At 70.0% G+C, this 18,186-nt stretch carries 18 protein-coding genes; 9 read left to right on the forward strand and 9 right to left on the reverse strand.

Annotated features, from left to right (window positions below; all coding sequences use genetic code 11):
• Positions 1–115: 115 nt before the first annotated feature.
• From IEY82_RS40055 to gap, 5 genes are all read right to left on the reverse strand, one after another.
• A complete protein-coding gene (locus tag IEY82_RS40055; RefSeq protein WP_225263964.1) occupies positions 116–382 on the reverse strand; it encodes a sigma factor-like helix-turn-helix DNA-binding protein in 267 nt (88 codons plus the stop codon).
• A gap of 178 nt (positions 383–560) precedes the next feature.
• The gene (locus tag IEY82_RS37625; protein ID WP_189129077.1) at positions 561–1,487 is read right to left on the reverse strand and encodes a sigma-70 family RNA polymerase sigma factor; all 927 of its coding nucleotides are present in this window, start codon (positions 1,485–1,487) and stop codon (positions 561–563) included.
• Between the two features lie 539 nt (positions 1,488–2,026).
• Positions 2,027–2,245, reverse strand: coding sequence for a hypothetical protein (locus IEY82_RS37630; protein ID WP_225263962.1), 219 nt, complete (start codon positions 2,243–2,245; stop codon positions 2,027–2,029).
• Between the two features lie 100 nt (positions 2,246–2,345).
• On the reverse strand, positions 2,346–4,880 hold the full coding sequence (locus IEY82_RS37635; protein ID WP_189129078.1) for a cation-translocating P-type ATPase: 2,535 nt from the start codon (positions 4,878–4,880) through the stop codon (positions 2,346–2,348).
• Between the two features lie 291 nt (positions 4,881–5,171).
• Entirely contained in the window at positions 5,172–6,155 is a 984-nt protein-coding gene (gene gap, locus IEY82_RS37640; RefSeq protein ID WP_189129090.1) for a type I glyceraldehyde-3-phosphate dehydrogenase, read from the reverse strand.
• Between the two features lie 327 nt (positions 6,156–6,482).
• On the opposite strand from gap, the gene IEY82_RS37645 reads away from it, so the two are divergent.
• Positions 6,483–7,781 (forward strand): FAD-dependent monooxygenase, encoded by a 1,299-nt coding sequence (locus tag IEY82_RS37645; protein ID WP_189129079.1) that lies wholly within the window; start codon positions 6,483–6,485, stop codon positions 7,779–7,781.
• Entirely contained in the window at positions 7,778–8,398 is a 621-nt protein-coding gene (locus IEY82_RS37650) for a TetR/AcrR family transcriptional regulator (RefSeq protein WP_189129080.1), read from the forward strand. Before IEY82_RS37645 ends, IEY82_RS37650 begins: the two co-directional genes overlap by 4 nt.
• 98 nt (positions 8,399–8,496) lie before the next feature.
• On the opposite strand, the gene IEY82_RS37655 is transcribed toward IEY82_RS37650, so the two are convergent.
• Entirely contained in the window at positions 8,497–9,642 is a 1,146-nt protein-coding gene (locus IEY82_RS37655) for an FAD-dependent oxidoreductase (RefSeq protein WP_189129081.1), read from the reverse strand.
• 8 nt (positions 9,643–9,650) lie between these two features.
• Positions 9,651–9,989 (reverse strand): hypothetical protein, encoded by a 339-nt coding sequence (locus IEY82_RS37660; protein ID WP_225263960.1) that lies wholly within the window; start codon positions 9,987–9,989, stop codon positions 9,651–9,653.
• A gap of 451 nt (positions 9,990–10,440) precedes the next feature.
• On the opposite strand from IEY82_RS37660, the gene IEY82_RS37665 reads away from it, so the two are divergent.
• The 3 genes from IEY82_RS37665 (at position 10,441) to IEY82_RS37675 (ending at position 13,716) form a co-directional block, all read left to right on the forward strand.
• Positions 10,441–10,899: a GbsR/MarR family transcriptional regulator gene (locus IEY82_RS37665; RefSeq protein ID WP_225263958.1), complete on the forward strand. Its 459-nt coding sequence runs from the start codon at positions 10,441–10,443 to the stop codon at positions 10,897–10,899.
• Positions 10,900–11,239: 340 nt separating this feature from the next.
• The gene (locus tag IEY82_RS37670; RefSeq protein ID WP_263648677.1) at positions 11,240–12,100 is read left to right on the forward strand and encodes an ABC transporter ATP-binding protein; all 861 of its coding nucleotides are present in this window, start codon (positions 11,240–11,242) and stop codon (positions 12,098–12,100) included.
• A complete protein-coding gene (locus IEY82_RS37675) occupies positions 12,097–13,716 on the forward strand; it encodes an ABC transporter permease (protein WP_225263956.1) in 1,620 nt (539 codons plus the stop codon). The genes IEY82_RS37670 and IEY82_RS37675 overlap by 4 nt, the downstream gene beginning before the upstream one ends.
• A 97-nt stretch (positions 13,717–13,813) precedes the next feature.
• Here the strand turns inward: IEY82_RS37675 and IEY82_RS37680 are convergent, their stop codons facing one another.
• Positions 13,814–14,131 carry an FAD-dependent monooxygenase gene (locus IEY82_RS37680; protein ID WP_225263954.1) on the reverse strand — a complete coding sequence of 106 codons (318 nt, stop codon included), beginning with the start codon at positions 14,129–14,131 and terminating at the stop codon, positions 13,814–13,816.
• 310 nt (positions 14,132–14,441) lie between these two features.
• Here IEY82_RS37680 and IEY82_RS37685 point away from each other — a divergent pair, with 310 nt between their 5' ends.
• Positions 14,442–14,933 (forward strand): hypothetical protein, encoded by a 492-nt coding sequence (locus IEY82_RS37685; protein WP_189129084.1) that lies wholly within the window; start codon positions 14,442–14,444, stop codon positions 14,931–14,933.
• On the opposite strand, the gene IEY82_RS37690 is transcribed toward IEY82_RS37685, so the two are convergent.
• Entirely contained in the window at positions 14,899–15,291 is a 393-nt protein-coding gene (locus IEY82_RS37690) for a hypothetical protein (protein WP_189129085.1), read from the reverse strand. The two genes, IEY82_RS37685 and IEY82_RS37690, sit on opposite strands and share 35 nt — an antisense overlap.
• A gap of 96 nt (positions 15,292–15,387) precedes the next feature.
• On the opposite strand from IEY82_RS37690, the gene IEY82_RS37695 reads away from it, so the two are divergent.
• From IEY82_RS37695 to IEY82_RS37705, 3 genes are all read left to right on the forward strand, one after another.
• Positions 15,388–15,612 (forward strand): hypothetical protein, encoded by a 225-nt coding sequence (locus IEY82_RS37695; RefSeq protein WP_189129086.1) that lies wholly within the window; start codon positions 15,388–15,390, stop codon positions 15,610–15,612.
• Between the two features lie 525 nt (positions 15,613–16,137).
• A complete protein-coding gene (locus IEY82_RS37700; protein WP_229697788.1) occupies positions 16,138–16,575 on the forward strand; it encodes a hypothetical protein in 438 nt (145 codons plus the stop codon).
• A 144-nt stretch (positions 16,576–16,719) separates the two neighbouring features.
• Positions 16,720–18,045, forward strand: a complete 1,326-nt coding sequence (locus IEY82_RS37705) for an IS4 family transposase (protein WP_225263952.1) — start codon at positions 16,720–16,722, stop codon at positions 18,043–18,045.
• Positions 18,046–18,186: the final 141 nt, after the last annotated feature.

Here is an 18,186-nt window from a genome sequence, read left to right on the forward strand (position 1 = left end):
GACGAGCGAGATCGGGATGATCGTGCGCCCCCTGGTGCCGTTGAAGAACAGCGGTGCCGGCGTCCGAAGCGGCTCGGGTCTCGTTTCATGATCCCGTCCTGCCAAGGATGGCGGATCAGCTCGCCCAGGCACGCAGCCCTTGCCGGCTTCCGTGGCCGCGCATCCAAGCCAGCGACTCCTTCTCCAGCTGTCGCACCCACTGCGGGGTCAGCCCCAGTTTCACCGCGATCTCCCGAGGCGTGCACGGGTCGTGCCCGTCCAACCCGAACCGCAGCCGCATGATCAGTGCCTGCCGCGGCGCCAACCCGTCCACTAGGTGGTCGGGCGCGTCCGAGCCGGTGCGTGGCCTCCGCCCGCGCCCTGGAGACCTTGACGAGCTCATCCTGCACACCGATCGGTAACCGCACCGTGTGCGCGTGCTCCAGCCCTGGCCACCCCCAACAGAACGTCCTGGAGATCGTCGCGGGCCAAGCGCCCGAAGGCCCCACCCAGTGGGACCTTCGCCAATGCGACGTCAGGACCTTCGCCGGTGCTGCCCGGCGATGGCAAGCGCGGTCGTGTCATCGGGTCCAGGCCCGCAGCCCTCGGCGAGCTCCGTAGCGGCGCAACCGGGTCAGTGACTCCCGTTCCATCCGGCGTACCCAGTACGGGGTCAGCCCCATGCGTTCGGCGATCTGCTCGGGTTTGTGCTGGCCACATCCGTCCAGGCCGAATCGCAATCGCACCACCCGCGCCTGGCTCGGCGGCAACGCGTCGACCAGCGAGTCCAGCAGAACCTTCAGATCCTGCTGGTCCACGAGCCACTCCGCCGTGGGGCTCTGATCGTCTGTCACCAGCTCGCCCAGCGTGGTGCGGTGCCGCCCTTCCCCCACTGACGCGTCAAGGCTGGCGCCGGCTTGGGTGAGCTGCCGCAGCGGGACGTACTTCATCAGGTCGTGGCCTACCTCCTCGGCCAGTTCCCGTTCTGTGGGTGAACGGCCGAGCCGATGGGTGACCACGGACTCCGCCCGGGCGATCTTGCTCAGGCGGTCCCGCACACCGGCCGGCAGCCGCACCGGATAGGCGTATTCCAGCCCCTGTTGGATGGCCTTGCGGATCCACCAGGTCGCGCAGGTGGAGAACCGGTAGCCCTTTGCGTGGTCGAAACGCTCGACAGCCCGGATCAGTCCCAGGTTGCCGTCCTGGATAACATCCGCCAGCGGCATCCCGCGGTGGGCGTATCGCTTGGCGATCGATACCACCAGCCGCAGGTTCGCCAGGATCAGCTGTTCCCGGGCAGCCCTCCCGTCGGCGACCGCAGCATCCAGGCCCGCCTTGGCGCTTCCCTGTTCGATCAGGCGGGCGGCATAGACTCCGGCCTCGATGCGCTTGGCCAGTCGCACCTCCTGCTCGGCGGTGAGCAACGGCGTCGTCCTGATCCGCGCCAGATAGTCACCTACCTGGTCGTGGTGGTCCGGCTCGGCCTCTGCCGTGACGTGAGCAGACACCGGTACCTCCCTTCGCCTCGGAGTGACAGGCCTCGCGGGAGGATCGCCGCCCGAAGATCGAGTCTCCGAGCAGGTGGCGATCCGCACCTCAGTGCGTGATCCGGCTTGCCCTCACTCATCGGAGCCAGGCGTCGCGCTGGATGATCGGCAGGTTGCCGGGTCCGAGTGTGGTCCCCGCGCCGCCCGCGACCCAGGCCCGCTCGGCCGGAGTGGCGAACCTTCAGCCGAACGGCTTGTCCAGGAACGCCCGCAGAAACACCCAGCCGATCGAGATCCGGGCAACCGCCCAGACGTAATCGACAGGACGGCTCATGCGCGTGTTGGGGTTCGGCGTCCATGACGGGCCTCGCATGAACGGCGGCCATGATGACCTCCTTCACGATGTGTGAGCCTGTTCCGCCTCTGACTCCAGGACACCGCCTCCCTCATGGGACGTGCAGAGCCTTACGGCCCGCGATCTCGGGACCTTGGCCGTCATGAGTTCGCGACTCACCTGATCGCAGGCTCCGGGAGCACGGGCTACGGGCTGTAGTGCACGATCATGTCGGAAACGCCGCCCAGCACCGCTGCGGCGCCGCCCAGGCTGCGATCCGGCCGGCACCACGTAACTGGTCGGCCTCCCACTGGCCCTCGCGTTCGATGGCCTCCACGAACTCGTTGACATGCGACGGGCCGGTCCACAACCGGCGGCACAGGCCCTCACGGGCGAACGGCGGGGTCCACGGGTAAGCGATCTGGGCGTGCGCACCGGGAAACAACAGCGCTCCGACACCGATGGCTGCAGTGGCTGCGCAAGGGCGGACGTCTCTGGAGGACCGGCCCTCGGTCTGGGCGTCAGACGGCCCAGCACGCTGTGGTTCATGGCAGTTGCCTCCCATCAGTCGGCGGCGAGGCGGCCATGACGGGTCGCGGCCCGGTCGAATCCGGCTGGGGGTGCGTACCTTCCGCCTTACGCGCACGCTTCGCGCGCCACGTCTTGTGCGTGGTGTCGGCCAGGATCATGACGGGGATCGCGAGCGCGGCGAGCGCCCATCCGGCAGGAGACGGAAAGGCTCCCCCGAGTAGGTTGGAGACGGCGGGCAGGCCGAGGAAGAGCAGCAGCAGAGCCGCTTCGATGGCGATCGCGCCGAGCAGCAACGGGTTGCTGCGCCAGCGGATCCTGCCGATCCAGCGGGATTCGCTGCGGCAGGCGAAGGCGTTGGCGAACTGGCCGAGCACCACGGCGCCGAAGGCGGTTCCTGAGGCGGCGGCGAGCAGGCCGATGCTCGGCGCGGTGCCGATCCACCAGCCACCGAGCAGCAGCACCGCCATGAAGGCAGCCATCTCGGCCAGCGCCTGAGCGGGACCGAGGACACCGAACACGCGGATGAGCAGGCGGCGGTCGATGAGGTTGCCGGCGCGGGCCGGGCCGTGCATCGTCCGTGGGTTGGCCGGCTCCGCGCCCAGTGCGAGGGCGGGCAGCAGGTCGGTGCCGATGTCCAGAGCCAGCACCTGCAGCACGCTCAGCGCGAGCGGGATGGTGCCGCCCGACAGCGCCCAGACGGCGAACGGGGTGAGCTCGGCCACGTTGTCGGTCAGGTGGTAGGTAAGCGAGCGGCGCACGTTGGCGTAGGTGGCGCGGCCCAGTTCGACGGCCGCCACGATGGTGGTGAAGTGGTCGTCCAGCAGCACCAGGTCGGCGGCCTCACGGGCTACGTCGGTGCCGGAGGCACCCATGGCGATGCCGATGTCGGCCTCGCGCAGCGCGGGGCCGTCGTTGACGCCGTCACCGGTCATCGCCACGACGTGCCCGCGCCCGCGCAACGCGCGGGCGATGCGCAACTTGTCCTCGGGTGTCACCCGGGCAACGACCACACCGTCCCGATCCAGCAGTTCGCCGAGGGCGGCGTCGTCGTCCGGCAGGTCGGCGCCTGTCACGACGAATTCGTCCGTGCCGAGCAGGCCGACCTCGGCGGCGATGGCTCGAGCGGTGCGCGGGTGGTCACCAGTGATCATGGCGAGTTTGATTCCGGCGTTCCGGCACTTCCAGATGGCCTCGGCGACGTCGTCGCGCGGCGGGTCGTACAGGCCGACCAGTCCGAGCAGTTCCAGTTCTGACTCCGCGGCTGTGCGGCCGCGGGCGACCGCGAGGACCCGCAGGCCGCGATCGCTCATCCGAGCCAGTACGTCCTCGGCTCCGGCTACGGCGCCACACAGCGGCAGTACCGCGTCCGGTGCGCCCTTGAGGTGTAACCTCCCGTCCACCAGGACGGAGGCACGGCGTCGTGCCGGGTCGAAGGGGTATCGCGCGGTGACCTCTCCTTCCAGGTCCGCCCCCAGGCGCACGGCCTCGACGTGCAGGGCCACCTCCATGGGATCGCCGACGGGCTTGCCATCGCTCATGCGGCCGGTGGAGCTGAGCACCGCAGTGCGCATGACCTCGGCGGCTGAGCTCGATGGCGCCCAGGTCTGCGCCACGGTCATCTCGTTGCGGGTGAGGGTGCCGGTCTTGTCGGTGCAGATGAAGGTCGCCGAACCAAGCGTCTCGACGGCCTCCAGGTGGCGTACGAGGGCGTTGCGGGTTGCCATCCGCTGCGCGGCCCGGGCCAGGGAGAGCGTGACGGTGGGCAGCAGCCCTTCGGGCACGAGCGCGACCGTGACACCGATCGCGAACAGGAACCCCTGGCCCGGTTCCATGCCCAGGAGCAGGGCCAGGCCGAAGAAGACCACGCCGACGGCCACGGCGATCCCGCCGACGATCTTGACGACCTTGCGGAGTTGGACGGAGAGGGGACTGGGTGGCCGGCTGGCCTCACTGGTCAGCTTGGCGATCGCGGCCAGCCGGGTGTGCGCGCCGGTGGCCACCACGGTGGCCTCGGCCTGTCCCTCCGTGACGAACGTGCCGGCGTGGGCCCGGTCCCCCGTCCGCGGGCGGGTGGGGCGGCTCTCACCGGTCAGCATGGACTCGTTCAGAGCCAGCGCGTGCACCTCGGCCAGTTCCAGATCGGCGGATACCCGGTCACCCGCCTCCAGCAGCACCAGATCGCCGATCACGAGGTCGGCCGCGCCGATGAGCATGCGTCTGCCGTCCCGTCTGACCACCACGTTTGCCGGGATGAGCTCGCGCAACCGCTGCGTGGCCCGATCTGCGCGGTACTCCTGGGCGAAGGCGAAGCCGCCGTTGAGCAGCACCACGACGACGATCGCCACAGCCAGCTGCGGCATCCCCGCCAGCAGGGCCAGCACCGACGCACCCCACAGCAGCAAAGCGAAGAAATGCGCCATCTGGCGCAGCAGCAACACCACGGCGGGGGTGCGCCGGGCCGACGGCAGTGCGTTCGGCCCATCGGCGCTCAGCTGCGCCGCCGCCTCGGCTGCGGTGAGCCCTTGCCTGAACGGGGACACAGTGGTCATGCCAGCCACTGTCATCGCTCGTCCCATGTCCTGGACAGAGACCTTCGACTCCAAGGCAATGGCCATCCGACACCGCTGTGCGCGCGGCCAAGCTATGCAGACCATGCGTGCCGTGGGCGCCGTCAGCCGCGCCCTGAACCGTCCGGGGCCTCGAAGCGGCCGCCGGTGGGCGCCGGGGACCGCCCACGGGCATCACCCGTGGGCGGGGGTGCTTTTCGATGTCCGGCGTCATGAGCCGACGCTCATGAGCCAGGGCTACCGCTTCGGACATGCTGAGGGGAGACCATGGCCTTATGTCATCCGCTGGGCCATTTCGACCAGCCGATTGGCATAACCCCACTCGTTGTCGTACCAGCCGAAGACCTTGACCAGATCGCCGCCGGCCTGGGTGAGGGCAGAGTCGAACACGCACGAGGCGGCGTCACCGATGATGTCGCGGGAGACGAGCGGTTCGGTGCTGTAGCGCAGGATGCCGTGCAGTTCCTCCTGGGCGGCTGCGGCGAAGGCCGCGTTGACCTCCTCGGCGGTGACCGGGCGGCGCACTTGGGCGGACAGGTCGGTGATCGAGCCGTCCTCGACCGGCACGCGGATGGCGATGCCGTCCAGCCGGCCGTTCAGCTCAGGCAACACCTGACCGACCATGCGGGCGGCGCCGGTGCTGGTCGGCACGATGTTGACCGCGGCCGAACGCGCCCTGCGCGGGTCCTTGTGCGGGCCGTCCAGCAGCATCTGGTCGCCGGTGTAGGCGTGGATGGTGGTCATGAACCCACGCACCAGGCCGAAGCCGGCATGCAGCACCTTCACCATCGGGGCCACGCAGTTCGTGGTGCACGAGGCTAGCGAGACGATTTCATGCCGGACCGGGTCGTAGGCGGCATCGTTGACACCGGGCACGATGGTGACGTCCAGCCCCTTGCCCGGCGCTGACAGCAGCACCTTACGCGCACCGGCCTTCAGGTGACCGGCGAGCGCGTCCCTCGTACGGAAACGACCGGTGGCGTCGATGACCAGTTCCACGCCGTGCGCGCGCCAGTCGATCTCCGCCGGGTCGGCGCAGGCGCTGACCGCGATGGCCGTGCCGTTGACCTCCAGAATCCCGGCGGACGCGGAGACCCGCGCGTCGAGCGCACCATGCGTGGAGTCGTGCTTGAGCAGGTGAGCCAGTATGGTCGCATCGGTGATGTCGTTGATGGCGACGATGTCCAGATCCGTGCGGAGCGCGCGGCGCAGAACGGCCCGGCCGATCCTGCCAAACCCGTTGATTCCGATTCTCATGCCTTCATCGTCTGGCGGCTCGGCGTCGGCGGTCAGAGGCGACGGTCCCCAGCGGACAGGACCTTCGCCTCCCCCAGTCGCTTCGGTCAGCAGCCGGTGGCCGGCGAGTTCCATACCGCGGTCCCCGGTCAGAGTGCTGAGCAGGCGAGCATCCATCCGCGAGAACGCCTGCTGCAGAGCCTGCGACGACGCCGGGCACGGCGTCGTTAAGGACGCCACCGCTCACGCGCTCTGTTCGGGCGGCTGCCTGATCGTCACGGGCGGCGCCTCCGTCCTGCCCGCCGGCTGGACGCCCTGGGCGGCCTGCCGCAGGAGTCGGTGCGGGCCATGACGATCACCACCTACGCCGGGGACCGTCCGATGATGCGCATCCGGTTCGGCGACCCGGGGCTCGGCACCGCCGCACCCCCGATGGTGATCTCCCAGGCACGGGTGGAGGCGCGGCTCCGCGAGCGCCTGGCCGAGCTGGGCGTCCGCCCGGAATGGGGCTTGGCGCTGGTCGAGGCCCGCCAGGACACGACCGGCGTCACCGCGACGCTCGGCGACGGCCGCACCGTGCGGGCCCGGTGGATGGTCGGCTGTGACGGGACTGGCAGCACCGTGCGCACGCAGGCCGGCATCGGCTTCCCGGGAGTGAAGGTCAGTGAGCGGTTCCTGCTCCTCGACGGACGCCTTGAGGGTGAGCCCGCCCTGGACCGGTCGGGGACCAGCGGCTGGGCGCACGCCGAGGGAGTGCTGGGCGCGATGCCGATGCCGGGAGATCAGTGGCGGCTGCTCGCCTACGACGCCGCCTTCACCGTCGACAAGCCGAGCGAGGAGCAGATCGCCGAGCGCATGCGGCGCATCCTGCCTGAGCGCACCGGCCTGCCCGGCCTGCGGCTGGGCGAGGTGACCTGGGCGTCGCTGTTTCGCGTGCACCGCCGCCTGGCCGAGGCCTACCGGGCCGGGCGCATCCTGCTGGCCGGTGACGCCGCGCACGTGCACGCCCCGTTCGGCGGGCAGGGCATGCTGACCGGGCTCGGCGATGCCGAGAACCTGGCGTGGAAGCTCGCTCTGGTCATCCAGGGCCGTGCCGAAGCGGCGCTGCTGGACACCTACCAGGCCGAGCGCCGCCCGCTGGCCACCGCGGTGCTGCGGGGCAGCACCGCCGCCACCAAGGTCAACATCGCCGCCGGCCCGCTCGGCCGCTTCCTTCGTGATCAGGTGCTGATGCGCATCTTCAGCCAGGCTTGGATCCAGCGGTGGACCACCTACACGACCTCGCAGCTGTGGGTGAGCTACCGCCGAGGCCCGCTCGGCAAGACGCTCGCAGGACGGGTCATCGGCAGGCGGGGCGGCAAGCTCCGCCCCGGCGACCGTGTGCCCGACCTGGACTGCGAACGCGGCGACGGCAGCCGCACCCGGCTGCACACCGAGCTACGCGGTGCGTGGGCGGTCCTCGGTCACGGCACCGGCACGGACGCCGCCTTCCAGGTCGCCCGGCGGCGGCTCGGCGAGCGCGTCGTCCAGCTTCGCGCCTCCGGCTCAGGGAACGGCCCGGCCCTGCTCGTGCGCCCGGACGGCCACCTGGCCTGCCAAGGCGGCCCGGCCGAGGTCACCCGCTGGCTGGACGGAGCCCTGGGATGACCGCCGCCGAAGGGCGGGGGCGGGGACGTCCGCGTGATCCCGAGACCGACACCACGATCCTGGCTGCCGCGCTGGAGCTGTTCGTGGAGCGCGGCGTCGAGGGCACCAGCATCGAGCAGGTCGCCAAACGCGCCGGCGTGGGCAAGCTGACCCTGTATCGCCGCTGGAGCAGCAAGGAGGACCTGCTCGCCCAGGCCATCGAGCAGTGGGTCCGCGCCGAGGTCACGCCGTCGGCCGCCGACGTCTACGCCCTGACCCCGCGCGACATCGTCGAGCGCGTGCTGCCCGCGGCGGCCGAGATGGCCGCCAGCCCCGGCTTTCGCGCACTGGTCGCCCGCATCATGGGCTCGGCCGTCAGCCACCCGCAGCTGATGGCCGTCTACTGGCGGCACTACATCCTGCCCCGCCGCGAGCTGGCCGCCGCGATGCTGCGGCGCGCCCAGCAGGACGGCACCGTGGCCGCCGACGCCGACCTGGACGTGCTGATCGACATGATGGCCGGTGCGGTCACCTACCGCGTGCTGCAGCCGGACCCGCCGGACGCCACCGAGATGCTGCGCTACCTCGCCGCCGTCTACCGCCAGGCCGGGCTGTATCCGCCTGCTTCAGACGCTTGACCGCTCACCCAGAGTCGGCCGGTCTGGTGTCGATGAACCCGGTCATGTACGCCACCAGCGCGCCGGCCGCGATCCGGCCCGCATCAGGAGCGGTCAAGTCAGCCCTTGATGAAGCGGCGGGTCATATACCGGCGCACGGGTGGCAGGGTGGCCAGGCGCAGCGGTAGCTGGCTCAGCCACAACAGCAGGGAGTTGGCGGGGGCGTAGACGCCTTTGACGCGGCGGCCGAGCTTCTGTTTGCGTTCGGCTTCGGGCCGGATGGCGGCCTCCCAGGCGGCCAGTGCGGCGGGGATGTCGCCCGGGCGGTCGGCCAGTTCGGTGCCGAGCCGGTCGGCGCCGCCGACGGCCAGCGCGGAGCCGTACCCGGCGAACAGGGTGACGCACCAGGCCGCGTCTCCCAGCAGCACCACCCGGCCGCTGCTCCAATACGGGGCGACGACCTGGCTGATGGTGTCGAAGTAGACCGACTCGGTCCGCGGCAGAGCGGCGAGGGCTTCGGGGATGACCCAGCCCAGATCGCCGTAGACGCGTCCCAACTGGGCGGTCACGTCCTCGCCGGGGCGGGCGTGGGCGGCGCGGTAGCCGAAGAAGGCGACGTTGCGGCCGTCGCCGACGCTGATGAAGGCCGCGGTACGGCCGTTGGACGACAGGGTGCCGGTCGCGCCGGGCGCGATGGTGTCGGGCCGCCGATCCAGCATGAAGACGGCTACCTTGTGCCCCAGGTCGAGCAGGAAGTCCTCTTCCGGGCCGAACGCCAGGGCGCGGGTGGCCGAGTGCAGGCCGTCGGCGCCGATCAGCAGGTCGGCCTCCTCGACGGTGCCGTCGGTCAAGCTCACGCGGACGGCCTGATCGTCCTGGTCGACGTGCGTGAGGGTGGTACCGAAGCGGATCTCGGTGCGGCCCCCGACCTTGCTGTACAGGACGGCTTCCAGATCACCACGCAGAATGGTGACCGAGCGCGGCCCCGTGGTAGCGGCGATGGTGGCGCGGTCGAGGGCGAAGCGGCGTTCGCCGTTCGGCTTGTGGTAGACGAGCTCGGTGGTATCGAACGCCTTGGCGCGCAGGTCGGCCAGGATGCCCATCCGTTCGGCGGCGTCGTAGCCGATGCCGCCGAAGGTGACCGCGTAGCCGCCGCCGCGCCGCTGTGGGGCGCGTTCGACGATGAGGGTGTCCCAGCCGATCTGGTGCAGGCGCAGGGCGGTGGCCAGGCCGGCGATGCCGGCTCCGATGATGACGGCGCGCATGAAGGTCCTTAGTGGGAGAGCTGGTCGAGCAGCCGCTGTTCGGCGGCGGCGTCCAGCCAGGTGTCAGGGGAAGGGACGTCCGCGCGCGGCGTGGGCTCACCTTCGGCCTGGAGCCAGGTCCAGGTGTCGGCGAGGGTCTCGCGCAGCGGACGCGTGGTGAGGCCTTGGGCAAGGGCGGCGCTGACGTCGGCGTCGTGCATGCCGCTCGGGACGCTGCCGTCGGGCAGCCGGAGCCCGAGCTCCATGCCGAGCGGCAGGCACAATAGCCGCCGCGCGGCGCCGACCAAGCCGGCCATCTGGCGGGCGATGCCATGGCCGCCGGCGAACATCCGCTCCACCAACTGCACCCAGCCCAGCGCGTTCCCGGTCGCGACCCCGGGTACATGAAGCCCTCGGCGAAACACGATGGCGCGTCCTGAATCAGCGCGATCTTCCACTCTGGGATGTCCCGGGCGGCCAGCTCTCACTGCACGAAGCCGAGGTAGCGGCTCCCCACGTGGCCAGCTCGCCGCCGAACCACGGCTGGGCGCGCAGCCAGCTCAGCGTGCCGTCGCCGTTCCGCCGGACGCGCACCCGGTGAGCGAGGGCCGGGCGCACGCCGTACAACCGGCTGAGCAGGGGTCATGGCCGGTCACCTTCCTGTCGAGGCTGATGAGAGATCACATCGCCGACCAGGCTTCCCGGCACACCATCGAACCCCTCTCGAGAGAGGCCGATACGAAGACCATACCGACTTTTCAGAAATTTCTGAAGAGTCGGCATGCTCGGTATTCTGTCTCTGCTCAAGGAGGCGAACACGTGAACGACCGGTATGAGCACTGGCAGGCGGCGGAACGGCTGGCCCTGACCCTGATCCAGGGCGGACTACAGCGCATGGCCGCGCGCACCCTGGCGGTCTTCCTGTTCACCGACCAGGAGAGCGTCACCGCCGGCGAGATCGCCGGCCAACTGGAGGCCAGCGCGGGCTCGGTCTCAGGCGCGATCAAGTCCCTGCTGACGGTCGGGCTGATCGAACGCCTGCCCTCACCCGGCAGCCGGCGCGAGCACTACCGGCTCCGCGACGATGCCTGGGCCACCCTGTTCACCGGTCAGAACACCGTCATCCAGGCCATGCTCCAGGCCGCGGCCGCCGGGATCGCCACCACCGACGAGGGCGACCCCGCCCATCAGCGCCTGACCCAGATGCACGCCTTCTACGACTTCCTGCTCGGCGAGATCCCCGCCCTGCTGCACCGCTGGCACCAGCAGACCGGCTGACCACCGTCCTGCCTAGCCCGCCACCATCAACTGCCCGCGAGACGAGTCATCGTCGGCTGAGGTGATGAGACGGCGATCCGGTCGTGATGCTGATCGCTCACACCTAACCGAGGCGGTCACCCGGCGGCAGAGATGCTGAGAGACGCCATGGGGTCACACGTACGCCGCCACGGATACGGCGCGTGTCGCGGCAGGGGTGGCGTAGCCGGCATCTGGTCGAGACGAAGCGGCGCTGCTATGGTCGCTGGTGGAGCGCCGGGAAGTCTGGTCGGCAATGTCATAGCGGACCGGCTCGTGGAGGCGCCCCGTGGCGAACAGCCCTGCCATCCTCATCAGTGGCTTGACCAAGCGTTTCGGCACGGTCCGCGCCCTGGACGGGCTCGACCTGGTCGTAGAGGCCGGCGAGGCCCACGGATTCCTCGGACCCAACGGCTCGGGCAAGACCACCACCCTGCGCATCCTGCTCGGCCTGCTGCGGACCGACTCCGGGCACGCCGAACTGCTCGGCGGCCACCCCTGGCGCGACGCGGTCGAGCTGCACCGCCGGCTGGCGTACGTGCCCGGCGACGTCGTGCTGTGGCCCACCCTGTCCGGCGGCGAGGCCATCGACCTGCTCGGCCGACTGCGCGGCGGCCTGGACCGGCGGCGCAAGACGACGCTGCTGGAACGCTTCGCCCTCGATCCTGCCAGGAAGGGCCGCGCCTACTCCAAGGGCAACCGCCAGAAGGTGGCCCTGATCGCCGCCTTGGCCTCGAACGTCGAGCTGCTGCTGCTGGATGAGCCGACCTCCGGCCTGGACCCGCTGATGGAGGCCGCCTTCCGCGAGGTCATCGGCGAGGAACTCGCCCGCGGCCGGACGGTGCTGCTGTCCAGCCACAGCCTGTCGGAGGTCGAGGCGCTCTGCGACCAGGTCACCATCATCCGCGACGGACGCACGGTGGAGACCGGCACCCTGGCCGCTCTGCGTCACCTCACCCGCACCACCATCGACGTCGAGCTCGACGACATCCCCGGCGGCCTGGCCGATCTGGCGGGCGTGCACGGCCTGACCGTCGCCGGCTCCCGGGTCCGCTTCCAGGTCGACGGCGAACACCTGCAGACGGTGCTGCGCCTGCTCACCGGCTCCGGCGTCCGCGCGCTGACCTGCCGGCCGGCCACTCTGGAGGAGCTCTTCCTGCGCCACTACCGGATCACGTCATGACCGGCATGACCGGCATGACCGGCATGACCGGCACGCTGATGCTGGTGCGGCTGGCGCTGCGCCGTGACCGCGTCCTGCTGCCCGTCTGGATCATCGTGATCGCCGGTGTGATCACGGTCAGCGCCTCGGCCATCGCCGAGCTGTATCCGCAGGCCGGTCAGCGCATCGCGCTGGGCGTCACCATCGGTGCGACCCCTGCGCTGCAGGCGCTGACCGGCCCGGTCTTCGATGCGGGCTCGGTCGGCGGGCTGACCGCCTGGCGGGCCACCACCATGGCCGCGGTGCTGGCTGCGTTGATGAGCATTCTCGTGGTGACCCGGCACACCCGCGCCGAGGAGGAGAGCGGCCGCGCCGAGCTGGTCGGCGCCGGCGTGGTGGGCCGCCAGGCGATCCCGGCCGCGGCGGTGCTCGTGACCGCGGCCGCGAACCTGCTTACCGCCGTGCTCATCACGGCGGGCCTGACCGGCCAAGGGCTGCCTGCGGCTGGCGCGCTGGCCTTCGGCGCGGCGGTGGGCGGCGTCGGCTGGGTGTTCACCGGCGTGGCCATCGTCGCCGCCCAGCTCACCACGCAGGCGCGCACCGCCAATGCCCTGGCCTGCGCGGTGCTCGGCGTGGCCTTCCTGTTGCGGGCGCTCGGGGACGCCGCAAAGGTGGAAGCGCTCGCCTGGCTGTCGCCGCTGGGCTGGGCGCAGCGGGTGCGGGCGTTCGCCGGTGAGCGCTGGTGGGTTGTCGCGCTGCTCGCCGTCTCCGCCCTGGTGCTGGTGGCGGCGGCGGCGCTGCTGGCCAGGCGGCGCGACCTCGGCGCCGGGCTCCTGCCCGCCCGCCCCGGCCTGCCGGACGCGGCAGCGTATCTGGCCGGCCCGCTGGCGCTGGCGTGGCGGCTGCAGCGCGGCGGCCTGCTCGGCTGGGCGATCGGATTTGCGGTGGCGGGCGTGCTGTTCGGCGCGCTGGCCCACAGTCTGGGCGACATCGTCGGCGACAACCCGCAGCTGGCTGCCCTCCTGGCGCAGATCGGCGGCGGCGCGGACGAACTGACCGACGCGTTCCTGACCGCCGAGCTGAGCCTGCTGGGCCTGCTCGCCGGCGCCTATGCGCTCCAGGCGACGCTGCGGTTGCGCGGCGAGGAGGCGGAGCTGCGGGCCGAACCGGTCCTGGCCACCGCCGTGTCCCGCCGGCGCTGGAGCCTCAGCCACCTGAGCGTCGCCCTGGGCGGCAGCGTGGTGATCCTCTCCGTGGGCGGACTGACGGCCGGGCTCGCGCATGGCCTGCGGATCGGCGAGCCGGCCGGTCAGGCCGCGCGCATGCTGGGCGCGGCGCTGGTCCAGGTGCCCGCCACCTGGACGCTGGCCGGGATCGCGATGCTGCTGTTCGGGCTGCTGCCCCGGCTGACCGCACTGGCGTGGGCGGCCCTGCTGGCCTTCGCCCTGCTGGCTCAGCTAGGCGAGCTGCTCCAACTGGACGAGCGGATCACGAACCTGTCCCCCTTCGCGCACGTCCCGCAGGCGCTGACCCAGCCCGTGGATGCCGGCCCGCTGCTGGGGCTCGTCCTGGTCACCGCCGCGCTCCTGCTGGCCGGGATCGCCGCATTCCAGCGACGTGACCTGCAGGAGAGCTGACGGTTCCTCCATTGTTGGCGGCCATCACCTGCTCGGCGCAACCGGCAGGTGCGGCGGCTGCCAGCGCCAGGTGGCGTTACCGTCGGCGGCGATGCCTTTACGCCACAGCGAGGCGGGCGTCAGCCGGATCATGGTCACCAGGGCCCGGTGGAGGTGGTGCGGCGCCCATCGGCGCGGGCGCGCCCCGCGCGGTGGCCTGGGTGCGCGGGCGGCGCTCGGCGTCATAACGGCGCAGCGCGCCCTCGATCGCGCCCTCGCCGACGAGGGCGGCGGCGAGCACAAAAGCGTCCTCAATAGACTGCCCGGCCCCCTGACCGCGAGCCGGGCTCATCGCGTGCGCGGCGTCGGTGCCGGCCAGCAGGGCGCGCACATAAGAAGGCAGCGGGTCCAGGTCGCATATGTCGATGTGGATCACCGCTCGTCCGGGGTGGCGGCGATCAGCGGCTCGAAGCGCTCTTCGCTGACCTCGGACAAGGCCCTCATCCTGATGATGCCTCCGCGGCCTGTCGGCAACGATGATCGAGAAGGTGGATTTGTCGGGGTCGAATGCGAGACTCCGCGCATGAATCCCCTACTTTCAGGCGGCCAACGTGAACACGTCTGAGCGGTTCACCTTCGAGCCGACCGATGAAGGGTGGCGAAGCACGAGGATCGCTTACTGCACCTTCCGCCGCACCCGCTTCGCGGAGCTAACCTTCTTCGGCAACGTGCGGTTTGAGAGGTGCGTGTTCGACCGATCTCGGCTACGAGAGCAGACGGCCACCTTCGAGGCCGAGTTCGTCGACTGCGTCTTTCTCGGCCGCGTACGGAACATGAACTTCTGGGGCCGCCCGGCCGATCGCGACCAGGCCGTACTCGGCAGAGGCCACAATGACTTCACCGGCAACGACTTCACCGCCGCCGAGCTCGATGACGTTTCCTTCCGCCACATTGACCTGCGGGCCCAGCGCTTTCCAGGCCTGCCCGGCTACGCGCTCCTCGACCGGATCGCCGAGCGGGCGAGTTCGGTGCTGCCGCTGGTCGACAGCTGGCCGGACGAGAAGCATCGCCAGGAGGCCCGTTCCGCCCTGGAGTTCCTCGCCGACACGGCGCGCGCATGGACCGACGATCAGGCTCTGGTAAGCCCGGCGAGCCTGGGCCGCAAGCTCCCGCCCGCCCTCCGCGAAGAGCTGTTCGACGCGTTCAGACGCACATCCAGCGATACATCCGGTGGCTGAGCCGCACCGCCTCGCGGGCCAGGTCCCGCAAGGCGGTGATGCGTTCGATCTCGTAGTCGTTGAGCAGTTCGTCCTCGGCATACTCACCCAGCCGCGCATCTTCTATGGCGGCGAGCGCGGCGACCGTCTCCGGCATCACCCGGTCCACGCCCGATGCCTCACCGTCGTCCACGACGACCTCGCTGTCGCCGAACTCGCTGACGTCGCGCCCGCTGAGCTCGGCCACCAGATCGCCGAGCTCGTCGATCCAGCCCTTGCAGTCGACATACGGCAGCTTCACATATCCCGGCCCGCTGGACAGAGCCCGCTCGGCCGACTCATCGGAGTCGGCCGTGAAGTAGTCGACCAAGACGCCCATGGTCGAACACCTTATCGATCAAACCACCATGAGGACAGAGACCGCCTCAGGATCGCCTGTCACCCCGCAAGCGCATTGCTGCTTGACAGTGTCCACATGAACAACGATCTGGTGTTCGGGCTCGCGCATTTGCCTGACAAGGAGTACCGGCGGCGCTGGCCGATCTGCCGGACCAGAAGCTGTGGCGGAATCGCCGACAAGATGCCGTTCCTGGTCGCCGCGACGGCCGCCGAGCTGGAACGCGACCTCATCAGCGAGCGGACCCGGGAGGGCCTGGACGCCCCGCCGCCGGCCGCGTCGGCGGCCGCCCGGCCGCGGTGACCGACGACGTGCTCGCCGCGGCTTTGACGGGGTCGACTCCGCCGCTGAGTCCGACCACGCTGGGCAGCTGCACCACACGGTCCTCCATGTTTCTTCCAGGGGTCGTTCTTGAGACGGCTGGACTGAAGTTGACGGGATCCCGTCTGATCATTGTGATCGGATGGGATCTTGTCGTTTCAGGGGTTTATGAATCAGGTTCGTCCGGTTGGAGAGCTGCGGAGCAGGTGTCCGGGAAGGCCCAGGTGGTGTCAGAGCACTGGTGGAGGTCGGAGTTCGCTCGCCGGGCATGGCGATGCCGCTCTGGGCCGAGTGTTGCGACAAGGTGAACTGAAGTGCGGATTATCGGACGGGTGGTGTCCTGCTCCGATCCGGGGCGGTCTGCGGTCGACCTGCTCTGCCGGATTTCGAGGACGTCGGCCGAGGTGTCAGGCTCGTGCCAGTTCCGGGTTCACGCCCGAGCCGCCTTGCACCGGATCTCCACATTAACGACGCATCAGGCATATATCGACCTGCTTTGATGGTGCCGTGATCCATCGAAGAAGGCGCTCGGCGGAAGCCGGCGACATTCGCTGGGCCTTCGGCTGCGGATTCCCCGTGATCATCGCCCTGGGGTTCGCGACCGTCGGAACCTTCCTCGAGCTTCACCTGGTAGCTCGTGCGCACGTCTACTGCGCCGGTGACCTGAGCGCGGGAGAGAACTTCGCCGGCTCCATCTGGATGGTGAGCCGCCTCGTTCTCTTCCCGGTCGTCTCGGTGATGTCGGCGCTCATCTCGCTGGCCTTCCAGCTACTCGCCCGACTGCCACACCTGGCCGGCCGCATGTGGCTGGAACTCCTCCTGCTGGCGCTCACCATCGCCGTCTCGGCCGCCGGGCCGGTAGCCCTGACCCTGTACGACCTGGCCACCCAAGGCACGCCAGGCAACTGTGTCCTGCCCTGGTGGCCCTCCTGGCTGCCCTCCTAGTACCAACGCCGTGTAGTTAGGCGTGGGGCGAGCGTGTCAAATCGCCTGAAATGGCAACGGAGCTCCTGCTAGAACCGTGTCGACCAAGATCACTGTTCGGCGGGAGCTCCGTTGGATGCCCAGTCTGTCATTTCTCGTGAGGTTGTGGTTGCTGGAGGGGTGTTCGCGCCCGGCCATCTGGGGGAACTGACCCGGCTGGTGCCGTTTGAGATGGTCGATGAGGCGCTGGCCGTGACCGGCAGGGTGCAGGCCCGGATCCGGGATCTGCCGTCACGGGTGGTGGTATATCTGCTGCTGGCCGGGTGCCTGTTCCCCGAGTTGGGCTGGCGGCAGGTGTGGCAGCGGTTGACGGCCGGCCTGGCGGGTTTGACGGTCGCAGATCCCACGGCTGGTGCGTTGTCGCAGGCCCGCAGGCGGGTCGGGGTGGAGCCGTTGCGGTGGCTGTTCGACCTGCTGCGTGGCCCGGCAGCAGGGATCGGCACCGCAGGCGTGTGGTGGCGAGGACTGCTGGTCTGCGCGATCGACGGCACGACCATGGCGGTGCCGGACAGCCCGGCGAATCTGGCCGAGTTCACCAAGCATCGCTGCAACAACGGCGGCTCGGGGTATCCGGCGATCCGGCTGCTGGTGTTGGTGTCGTGTGGAACCCGTACGGTCCTGGACGCGGTGTTCGGGCCGACCACCGACGAGGAGACGACCTACGCGCCGCGCCTGCTGCGCAGCCTGCGCGAGGGCATGATCGTGCTGCTGGACCGGAACTTCGCCGTCGCCGCGCTGGTGGCCCAGATCGTCGCCGCCGGCGCGCAGGTCCTGGTCCGGGTGAAGAACGGCCGCGCTCTGCCCGTGCTGCGGCGCCACGGCGACGGCTCCTACACCTCGATGCTCGGCACCGTCGCGGTCCGCGTCATCGACTGCGAGATCACCATCGCCACCGCCGGCGGCCGTCGCACCGGCCTCTACCGGCTGGTCACCACCCTGACCGACCACCGCAGCCACCCGGCGGCCGAGCTGATCAAGCTCTATCACGAACGATGGGAGATCGAGACCGCCTACCTGGAGGTGAAGTCCTCCATCCTGGGCGGCCGGGTCCTGCGCGCTCGCATCCCATCCGGCATCGCCCAGGAGGTCTACGCGCTGCTGGTCACCTACCAAGTCCTGCGCCTGGCCATGGCCGACGCCACCGGCACCCGTCCGGAGATCGACCCTGACCGGGCCAGCTTCACCATCGCCTTGCACACCGCCCGCGACCTGATCATCCAAGCCATGGGCGTCATCGCCGACACCGTCATCGACCTCGTCGGCACCATCGGCCGCCACATCCTGACCAACCTCATGCCTGAACGCCGCATCCGAACCCGACCCCGCGTCGTCAAACGCGCCATCTCCAAGTACAACGCCAGAGGCACCATCGACCGGACCAGCTACAAGGCCACCATCAGAATCGACATCCTGACCACGCCAGACCCTTGACCGACGGACCTCAAGGCCTAACTACACGGCGTTGCTCCTAGTACTCCAGTGACACTTCGCGATCTTGAGGCGTAAGCGTCACATGGCGACGGCCACCGCGAGATCATTCGGAGTTTGTGAAGACAACCAAAGATCATGCGG

Origin of the sequence: Nonomuraea cavernae (genome assembly GCF_014646355.1) — a bacterium.
Lineage (GTDB): Bacteria > Actinomycetota > Actinomycetes > Streptosporangiales > Streptosporangiaceae > Nonomuraea > Nonomuraea cavernae.